The sequence below is a fragment of the Streptomyces sp. NPDC046821 genome, assembly GCF_040645335.1.
In the GTDB taxonomy this organism is placed as follows: domain Bacteria; phylum Actinomycetota; class Actinomycetes; order Streptomycetales; family Streptomycetaceae; genus Streptomyces.
Genome location: NZ_JBEYYB010000031.1, coordinates 1 through 8,189 on the forward strand (window position 1 = coordinate 1; position 8,189 = coordinate 8,189).

The window sequence follows — 8,189 nt, forward strand, 5'->3', positions numbered from 1 at the left end:
ACCGTGGTCAGCGGCCTGGGCTCCACGAGCCTGAACGTCCGCAACGACAGCCGCAAGACCGTCGAGGTCTTCCGCGGAGCGACCTGCGACAACGGAGCCCCCATCGCCACCGTCGGCCCCCACAGCTCCAGCGACGGGGTCCACCCCGGCCGCACCGAAGGCCTGCACGTCTGGAACGGGGTAGCCGGCAGCTTCCGCGTCGTCGACAACCACCGGGGCGACAGGGGCGACAGGGGCGACGAGCGCGACTGGTGATTCGGAACCAGCGCACCACCGCAAGACACGCCGCATGACGGAGAACCCCGGCCCGCCGTAATCGGGCCGGGGTTCTCAATCTGGGCAACAGTCCGGGAGCACCCCATCCGGGACGCCCGCACGAGGCCACCCCCGAAACCGGCCTGCCACGCCACATTAGAGGCGGACAGCAGGCCCCGCGCGCCTCCTCAAAGGTGCCCTTTGCCCGCCTCGCCGGCTCGCCGGCTCGCCCACCGGACGACTCCCGCCCCACCACGCCCCGTTGACGCGAGGGCCCGGGCAACGGCACCCATGCCTCACCGGTGACCGGGCGCACCCGAACAGGTGACGGGGCAGCGGGGTCCAGGAGCCGGCGAAGGCCCCTGGTACCACCGAGCCCCGCCACAGGTCTGTGCCCCGGCCGACGCCGACGGTGTCGTACCCAATCAGGTTCGACACGGACTGAGCCCCCTCAGCAAAGAGGCCCCGTCAGAAACCTGAGTTCTAGTGGTCGTCGCAACACCCCAGTTCAAGGGGTGCGATGGACTTCAAGATCAGGGAGAACCGGGGCCAGGCCCAGGGGCCAAGAAGGCTGGTCCGCGAGCCGGAGCAATACTTCCGGCTTGTGGATCAAGGAATCAGCTACGACGAGGCGGCCCGGCTGGTCGGTATCAACCGGCGGACGGGCAAGCGGTGGCGCAACGGCCGCAATGCTTCTGGCTTGTCCAGGGCGGTGCCACCGGCCAATCCGGAGGCACCGCACCTCGACCTCGTCGATGCCGGGCCGTCCGTGCCGTCGGCCTCCAGGTTCCTGTGCGAGGCCGACCGCATCCACGTAGCCGACCGGCTGCGTGAGAAGGCGTCCGTTCGGCAGATCGCCGCGGAGCTGGGCCGCAGCCCCTCCACCATCAGCCGCGAAATACGCCGAAACCGGCGCCCCATGCCCCGGGGTGGCTGGGTCTACCACCCCTATCTCGCCGATCGTCATGCCGAACGGCGACGTGCCCGGCCCAAGCCCGGCAAGATCGGCCAGAACCCCGAGTTGCGGGACTTCATCCAGGACCACCTGACCAAGCGGTGGAGTCCCGAGCAGATCTGCCAGGCTCTGCGGACCGTCTTTCCCGAACGGCCGGAGATGCACGTGACCCACGAGACGATCTACCAGGCCCTCTATGTCCAGGGCCGCGGAGAACTCCGCCGGAAGCTGACCCGGGCTCTGCGCACCGGCCGGACCATGCCCCGCCCGCACCGCCAGTCCCACAAGCGCCTCTCCCGCCCGGTCAAGGACATGGCCATGATCAGCGACAGGCCGGCCGAGGCGGAGGACCGGGCGGTCCCCGGCCACTGGGAAGTCGACCTCATCATTGGCAAAGACGGGCGCTCCGCCATCGGCACGCTGGTCGAGCGGTCCACCCGCTACCTCTTGCTCGTATCCCTGCCGCGCGGCCACAGCGCCGTGGCGACCCGCGATGCCCTGGCCGCCACCGTCCAGGACTCTCCCACCGCACCTGTGGCGGTCTCTGACCTGGGACCAGGGCTCGGAAATGGCCGCACACCGGGCCTTCACCCTCGCCACCGACATCCCGGTCTACTTCTGCAACCCGTCCAGTCCGTGGCAGCGCGGATCGAACGAGAACACGAACGGCCTGCTGCAGCAGTACTTTCCCAAGGGCACAGACCTGTCCGGCCACAGCCCCAAACACCTCGCGACCGTGGCCGCCGAACTCAACAGCCGCCCACGCAAAACGCTCGGCTGGAAAACTCCAGCCGAGCGCCTCTCTAAGCTACTGGACCTAGCCAGCTGACCAGCAGTGTTGCAACGACCCCTCGAATTCGCCGAAATGACGGGGCCTTGGTGTTGCTGCTGGGGCGGCTACCGGTGGGTGGCCGACGGGGTGGCGGAGTGCGATGGGGTGCCGGCCGGCTTCGTGCTCGCGTCGCTCCCGCTGCCGCCCAGGGCCAGAAGGATCAGCATGAGTATGACGATCCCCGCGCCGCTCATGCCGGCTGCGACCGCGACGGTGCGGGGGCTGATCGTCCGGTGGTGCCCTCGGACGCGGGTTCCGTCGGACCGGTAGTAGGGGCGGACGTAGGTGGTCGGCCCGTACTGGACGGGCTGGGGAGTCGGCGCGGTGGGGCGCCTGCGACGGGGCGCGCTGGTGCGCACGGCCGTACGCGGGCGGGATTGGCGGTGGTGGCCTTTGACGAAGGTGCCATCTCGACGAACGTGGGGGCGAACGTAGGTCACGGGAGGTCCTCGCTGTGAGAAGGGAGTGGTGCGGTACCCCGGGGCCGGGTTGTCCTCGGCGCAACATTCGACGGTAGCGGCGCCCACTGACAGCCAGTTCCTCCCAACTCCGCACTCCTACACGCCTGTTGGGCGATCTGCGGCGGTTTTCGGTCGTGCGATCGCGACAGCGGGGCTGGTGTCGGTGCCGGGTGCTGTCATGAGCAGTGGCGGGGAATTCGCAGATGAGGGGGCACCGTGCCGTACAGGGAAGTGGTCAGGGGCCGGAGCGGCGTCGCACGGCAGCGGCAGAATCGCGTCGAGTTCGCCGGAGGGTGCCGGTGAGCCCTCGAAAGCGGCGGCGCGGCAGCGAGGACGAGGCGCTCTTTATGGCGGTCGGCGTCCTCGCCGTCGTCGGCCTGGTGCTCGTCAAGGTGGTCCAGTGGGTGTGGGTGCACTGGTGGGTGCTGGTCGTTGCGGGCCTGCTGGCGCTGCTCGGCCTCGCGGGTCTCGTCTACCGGCGGATACTGGCGGATACTGGCGGATGGAGCGTGCGCGGGCCGCACAGCTGCGCACGGACGGGCTGGTGTACTCGCTCGGCCGGCTGGACGCGATGCACCACAGCGCGTTCGAGTCGGCGGTGCGCGACCTGTTCGCCCGCGATGGATCACGTGACGTGGTGCGCTGCGGCGGCCGGGGCGACCTCGGCGCGGACGTGAAAGGGGCACGATCCGCTCGGCCGGCTGTGGGTAGTGCAGTGCAAGCACTGCAAAAAGGGCTTGGACGGCGCGGCCGTCGGCACCCCGGACCTGCAGACCCTCAACGGGACGGGCCGTCCCGTGTACAAGGGGGACGTTGTCGTGATGGTGACCAACGGGCGGATCTCACAGCCTGCCCGCGACTTCGCCCGCAGCCGGCAGCTGCACCTGGTCGACCGACGTGTGCTTGAGCAGTGGGCCCGCGGTCGGCGCCCGTTGTGGGAGGTCCTCCCTGCCGTCCCGCCGCCGCGGAAACCCCCTCGACTGAGGTAGGGGCCTCGGGCCCTCAAGGCATACAGTGCGAAAGGGCGCCCGCAGCCAGCTCCAATGACTGCGGGCGCCCTTTGCGTGCTCGTCGGCGGTCAGCGCTCGACGACGTCCTTGTCGAGGTCGCGGTGGACCAGATCGACGGCCAGGTCGCGGTCGGCGAACTGCTTGGCGGCGTCGACCGCAGCGGCCTGCTCGACGTCCCCGGCGACCACGGCGCGCAGGGCCATAGCCGTCGTAGCTGCACGGTGGCGTCCGCCGGCGCACAGCCCTGCGATGACCGCTGCGTCCCGTATGTCAAGTAGCGACGCGCCGAAAGTTCCCGCGGTCAGGGTGAGCTGGCATCAGGAGATCACCTTGACGGGTTAATAGGCAGTCAATCGCCCATATCGGATACTATTTTGACAGATCATCAATTAGGCGCGGCATGGTGATCAGGTGTTCTGCCTACCCCGATCGGCTCCCTGGAAGTAGCACTCCCGCTCCGCTCGAAATGACAGCCCTGGGGAGTCTGCGTACGTTCAGTCACGGGTCGGCTACCGAGTCGATCTCTCGGTGAGAACAGGAGAACCACCCATGATCATGACCCGTTCCCGCGCCGTCACCGCGGCCTTCGCTGCCGCCGCAGCCCTGACCACGGCCGGCATCACCTACGCCACCGCCTCTCCCGCTCCGCAGGTCCAGCCCGCTCCGCAGGTCCAGACGGCCCCCGCCGCCGCGCAGGGCGCCCCGGCGCCCATGGGCGGCGACGTCGGCGGCAAGGGCAACGAGGGCAACGACCGCGGCAAGGGCAACGAGCGCAACAACCGCAACGACCACCGCGGCCGGGAATTCGAGGAGGGCCGGATCCAGATCAACGAGCGGTCCTACTCCTCTCGCCCTGGCGGCTGCATCACCGTGGTCAGCGGCCTGGGCTCCACGAGCCTGAACATCCGCAACGACAGCCGCAAGACCGTCGAGGTCTTCCGCGGAGCGACCTGCGACAACGGCGCCCCCATCGCCACCGTCGGCCCCCGCGGCTCCAGCGACGGGGTCCGCACCGGCCACACCAAGGGCGTGCACGTCCGGGACGGGGTGGTAGGCAGCTTCCGCGTCGTCGACAACCACCGGGGCGACAGGGGCGACGAGCGCGACTGGTGATTCGGAACCAGCGCACCACCGCAAGACACGCCGGAGGGCGGCCGACGGTCGTCGTAGTCGCGGGGCAGAACCCCGGCCCGCCGTAATCGGGCCGGGGACCGCAGGACGCATCGCATGACAGAGAACCCCGGCCCGCCGTAATCGGGCCGGGGTTCTCAATCTGGGCAACAGTCCGGGAGCACCCCATCCGGGACGCCGGCACGAGGCCACCCCCGAAACCGGCCTGCCACGCCATATTAGAGGCGGACAGCCAGGCCTCGCGCGCCTCCTCAAAGGTGCCCTTTGCCCGCCTCGCCGGCTCGCCGGCTCGCCCACCGGACGACTCCCGCCCCACCACGCCCCGTTGACGCGAGGGCCCGGGCAACGGCACCCATGCCTCACCGGTGACCGGGCGCACCCGAACAGGTGACGGGGCAGCGAGCCGCACGCGTCCTGCCGTCACGCTGCCCCGACCGTGACCGCCCGCACACCCGTGTGCCACGGCGACAGCACCGCACCTTCCCCACCCGCCACTCTATGAGATGAGTGAACATGAGTATCCGCTTTGTGGAGGACGCGAGCGACGACACCTACGTCCTGGACATCCACGACATCACCCTGATCCCGTCCTACCCGCGTCTTGGCCGCCCGCTCCGCTGGACAATGAACAGCAGCCTCAAAGAGACCGTCGATCTCACCCAGGTCACCTGCACGACGACCATGAAGGTCGGCCCGGTGAAAATCCTCAACAGCACCTACCGGTTACCCGACCTGCTCGCCAACCTGGGCACCCGCCTGACCGGCAACCCCCAGCCGCCCGCCGGACCCTGGCAACAGACATGGAACTTTCACATCCCCAGAACAGTCCCGGTGGCCAGACACCGCATCCACCTGCGCGCACACACAGCAGACGGCAGGAACTTCCTCGCCCTGAACATCCCCCTCGACTTCAACCACCGCTACCACCCCACCGCCGGCGCACACGACCTCCCACGAAATGACAGAGAACCCAGCTGGGCACGATGACCCAGAACATCGCCGCCACCAATGAGCTCATTCCATCCTGAAGCCGCAGGTCACGGGACTCGTGTGCGTTGGGTAGGAGCTGCTCGTGCTGGTCGGTGGCGTGCCCCCGCCACGCCGGTCCGTCACCCCGCGAGCCGCACTTCGTCGGGCCGGCGGCTGACGTCAGGGCGTGGCGCCGGTGAGCTGCTCGTTCTTCAGCCTGACCGGGTTTCCGGCAGGGTCGTAGAGCCGCGCCACGAATATGCGGAAGCCGAGTTCCCGCAGGGCGATCTCGGCGTCATGGCGTAGCGCGGCTCGGCGCCGACGACCGTACCCACGAGCGGCTTGACCGGGATGAGGCGGCTGCCGATGCGGGCCATGACCTCGTCATCGTTAGTCTTGGACTGTTATCTCCCTCGCCCATCCGCCCCGGTCGCGGTCAGCATGGCATCTGCAACCGACAGTTCAGGCCCGTCATCACCATGCGCCGATCGCGGCGACCAGGACGGTGGCTTCGAAGCGGACCGAGAGTTTGTCGAACCGAGTGGCAACCGCCCGGTTGCGCTTGAGCAGGTTGATTCCGCACTCGACCGCGTGTCGGGCCTTGTAATCCTCGCGGTCGAAGGCCGGAGGCCGCCCGCGCCGCCGGGCGAGAGCAGCCCTGCCGTGTCGTAGCGGTGCAGCGTACGCACCGTCACCTTGGCGAAGGCTGAGACCTCCTCCCCCGGAGTCACTCATCCACCTGCCCTATCGCCGGCCTACAGGCGTAAGCCTGACGTAGGGAGAGGGTCACACTGTCCGGGGCTTTGGCGCCGGCCATGCCACTGGTGACGACGATCGCGGCCACGTCGCCAGCCTTGGTGCGGCCCAACCACACGACGCCACCCGATTCGGCCCCGAACGTGACCAGATCGGCTTGTTGTGACTCGTCGCTGATCCGCTCGCAACCGTCCGGCAGCTGTCCGCTGCCACGCGGCTCCCAACGGCCATCCACACATGTGCGAAATGGCGCGGACAACGTCGTCCACGCGCCGGCGTCGGCGAAGCAGCCAACATTCGCGTCGGAGAAGAAACGGGGCTCATCGCCCGGCTGAAGCTGATCAATGTCCTCGTCGACACCCAGGCCCATTTCCCACCCGACCACAGGGTCGTCGCTGATGCACAGACGCGTCGCGGCACACTCAACGCCATCGAAGTGTTCGCCAAAGAACTCGTACGGGCCCGCCGTCCACGCGATCTCCACTCGGTACACGCCCGGGGGAACGCTCACCGCCAGCTCACGCGGGGGCCTCGTCGGTAGCCCTTTCTCGTATCTCCAGACGTCGTCGTCGTCCCACGGCGCATCGACGACGAGCCGGCCGCTGGGAACGCGGATGGTGGTCAGCTCCTCGACCCCTGTCACGACTACCGGCGTTGTCGGATCGTCGTACACCGTCCCCAGATGCGCACCGGGCGTGAAAGCCTCCTTCAGGTACCAGGTGGCCTCAGGCCCGGCTGCCAGCCGAGCGTCCCCGACCCATTCCATGTCTCACCCCTCCTCACCGCCCGGCCGGGCGGTCAACCGAAAGCTACGTCGGCCCGCTGACATCGGCACTTCGTGCATTGTCACGATCCGTGATCGCTCCCCAAGATCTGTGCCAGAACCCATGGCTCACTGATAAAGCCACCCCTGCAACCGCCGGGGGCTTCATCGTGCTGCCCGGAGGACACCGTGCCAACGTACGAGACGCTCCCCCGCTTCACCACCGACCTCCAGCACCTCACCCCCGCTCAGCGCCGACGCTTCCGCCGCGTCGTGCAGGACCCTTCGTCCCCAACTTGCGCACCGGGCTGTTCCGCCCCGGCCTGCCCATCAAGCGTGTCCACTGCGCCCCGGGCGTCTTTGAGCTCACCCGGGCACCGGACGGCCGCGCGACGTGTTCCAACGGCCGGGAGCGGGTCGCCGGAGCACGGCACAGAGGAAGTGTTCCGCTTTGCGTTCGTAGCGTCGGTGGAGGCACCGGCAGCCGCTCAGCCAAGACACCGTCCTCTCGACTACCCAGCGGTGGCGGCCGAGCCGTTGCGAGGGCACCGGGACCAAGAGAGGGTCCGGCTCCTGGGAGTCGGGCCCTTTCACGATGCTGTCGAGGCCCGACCCTCCCGTCGCGCCCAGACCGCCCAGCCGGAGCTGTGCCTCCACGCCACACGCAACGACGGTCTCCGCGCCGTGGCAGCCCACTGCTACGCCGCCTACGACCGCGTCGCCGCAGCCGCCCTCAAAGGCCATCGAGAACCTCCGCATCGACCTCGCGGAAGCACTCGCCATCCTCGTGACGGTCTCAACGCCTCGCCTGCACGCGAAGAGAACCTGCCCAGGGCCCCAGCGGTTCGCGGGCCGGTGTCCGAGGGGTTCTCGTTCGGAGATGCCATGAGCCAACCGGCTGACCTGGCTTGCGGATCGCAGCGCCGGATCAGTCAGCGATCCGGAACCGCCCCATGGCGATCTTGATGAGTTCGTCGGCGATCTCCTCGGCGGTCGCGTCGACCCAGCCGACAACCCAGTCGTGCATCAGGCCGTTGACGGCTCCGATGAAGGCGGC

7 protein-coding genes and 6 pseudogenes are annotated in these 8,189 nt (G+C 68.8%); 7 read left to right on the forward strand and 6 right to left on the reverse strand.

All coding sequences use genetic code 11. From position 1 onward, the window contains the following. Together ABZ893_RS35920 and ABZ893_RS35925 are read left to right on the forward strand one after the other, a co-directional pair. Positions 1–255 (forward strand): annotated as a pseudogene (locus tag ABZ893_RS35920) (hypothetical protein); the annotation flags it as partial. Between the two features lie 616 nt (positions 256–871). Further along, a pseudogene (locus ABZ893_RS35925) lies at positions 872–2,039 on the forward strand (IS30 family transposase). A 68-nt stretch (positions 2,040–2,107) separates the two neighbouring features. On the opposite strand, the gene ABZ893_RS35930 reads toward ABZ893_RS35925, so the two are convergent. Then, positions 2,108–2,401 (reverse strand): hypothetical protein, encoded by a 294-nt coding sequence (locus tag ABZ893_RS35930; protein ID WP_361412547.1) that lies wholly within the window; start codon positions 2,399–2,401, stop codon positions 2,108–2,110. A gap of 401 nt (positions 2,402–2,802) precedes the next feature. Here ABZ893_RS35930 and ABZ893_RS35935 point away from each other — a divergent pair, with 401 nt between their 5' ends. Beyond that, complete coding sequence (locus ABZ893_RS35935) at positions 2,803–3,180, forward strand: hypothetical protein (RefSeq protein WP_361412549.1); 378 nt, start codon at positions 2,803–2,805, stop codon at positions 3,178–3,180. An 18-nt stretch (positions 3,181–3,198) separates the two neighbouring features. Further along, positions 3,199–3,492 (forward strand): annotated as a pseudogene (locus ABZ893_RS35940) (restriction endonuclease); the annotation flags it as partial. An 89-nt stretch (positions 3,493–3,581) separates the two neighbouring features. Here the strand turns inward: ABZ893_RS35940 and ABZ893_RS35945 are convergent. Further along, positions 3,582–3,716: a hypothetical protein gene (locus tag ABZ893_RS35945; protein WP_361412551.1), complete on the reverse strand. Its 135-nt coding sequence runs from the start codon at positions 3,714–3,716 to the stop codon at positions 3,582–3,584. A 346-nt stretch (positions 3,717–4,062) separates the two neighbouring features. Here ABZ893_RS35945 and ABZ893_RS35950 point away from each other — a divergent pair, with 346 nt between their 5' ends. Further along, positions 4,063–4,626, forward strand: coding sequence for a hypothetical protein (locus ABZ893_RS35950; RefSeq protein WP_361412553.1), 564 nt, complete (start codon positions 4,063–4,065; stop codon positions 4,624–4,626). A 531-nt stretch (positions 4,627–5,157) separates the two neighbouring features. Next, positions 5,158–5,631, forward strand: a complete 474-nt coding sequence (locus ABZ893_RS35955) for a hypothetical protein (protein ID WP_361412555.1) — start codon at positions 5,158–5,160, stop codon at positions 5,629–5,631. 456 nt (positions 5,632–6,087) lie between these two features. Here ABZ893_RS35955 and ABZ893_RS35960 read toward each other — a convergent pair. The 3 genes and pseudogenes from ABZ893_RS35960 to ABZ893_RS35970 all read right to left on the reverse strand — a co-directional run. Further along, positions 6,088–6,249: pseudogene (locus ABZ893_RS35960) on the reverse strand (IS5/IS1182 family transposase); the annotation flags it as partial. 2 nt (positions 6,250–6,251) lie between these two features. Further along, positions 6,252–6,344: pseudogene (locus ABZ893_RS35965) on the reverse strand (MerR family DNA-binding transcriptional regulator); the annotation flags it as partial. After that, positions 6,341–7,135, reverse strand: a complete 795-nt coding sequence (locus tag ABZ893_RS35970; RefSeq protein ID WP_361412557.1) for a DUF4241 domain-containing protein — start codon at positions 7,133–7,135, stop codon at positions 6,341–6,343. The gene ABZ893_RS35970 and the pseudogene ABZ893_RS35965, both read right to left, overlap by 4 nt. A 519-nt stretch (positions 7,136–7,654) precedes the next feature. On the opposite strand from ABZ893_RS35970, the gene ABZ893_RS35975 reads away from it, so the two are divergent. After that, entirely contained in the window at positions 7,655–8,098 is a 444-nt protein-coding gene (locus ABZ893_RS35975) for a hypothetical protein (RefSeq protein WP_361412559.1), read from the forward strand. Here ABZ893_RS35975 and ABZ893_RS35980 read toward each other — a convergent pair. After that, positions 8,061–8,189, reverse strand: a pseudogene (locus tag ABZ893_RS35980) (TetR/AcrR family transcriptional regulator); the annotation flags it as partial. The gene ABZ893_RS35975 and the pseudogene ABZ893_RS35980 overlap by 38 nt on opposite strands.

Excerpts from the sequence above, each read along its gene's own strand:
- ABZ893_RS35945 (WP_361412551.1), bottom strand. The coding sequence starts at position 3,716 with ATGGCCCTGCGCGCCGTGGTCGCCGGGGACGTCGAGCAGGCCGCTGCG.
- ABZ893_RS35950 (WP_361412553.1), top strand. The coding sequence starts at position 4,063 with ATGATCATGACCCGTTCCCGCGCCGTCACCGCGGCCTTCGCTGCCGCC.
- ABZ893_RS35955 (WP_361412555.1), top strand. The coding sequence starts at position 5,158 with ATGAGTATCCGCTTTGTGGAGGACGCGAGCGACGACACCTACGTCCTG.
- ABZ893_RS35970 (WP_361412557.1), bottom strand. The coding sequence starts at position 7,135 with ATGGAATGGGTCGGGGACGCTCGGCTGGCAGCCGGGCCTGAGGCCACC.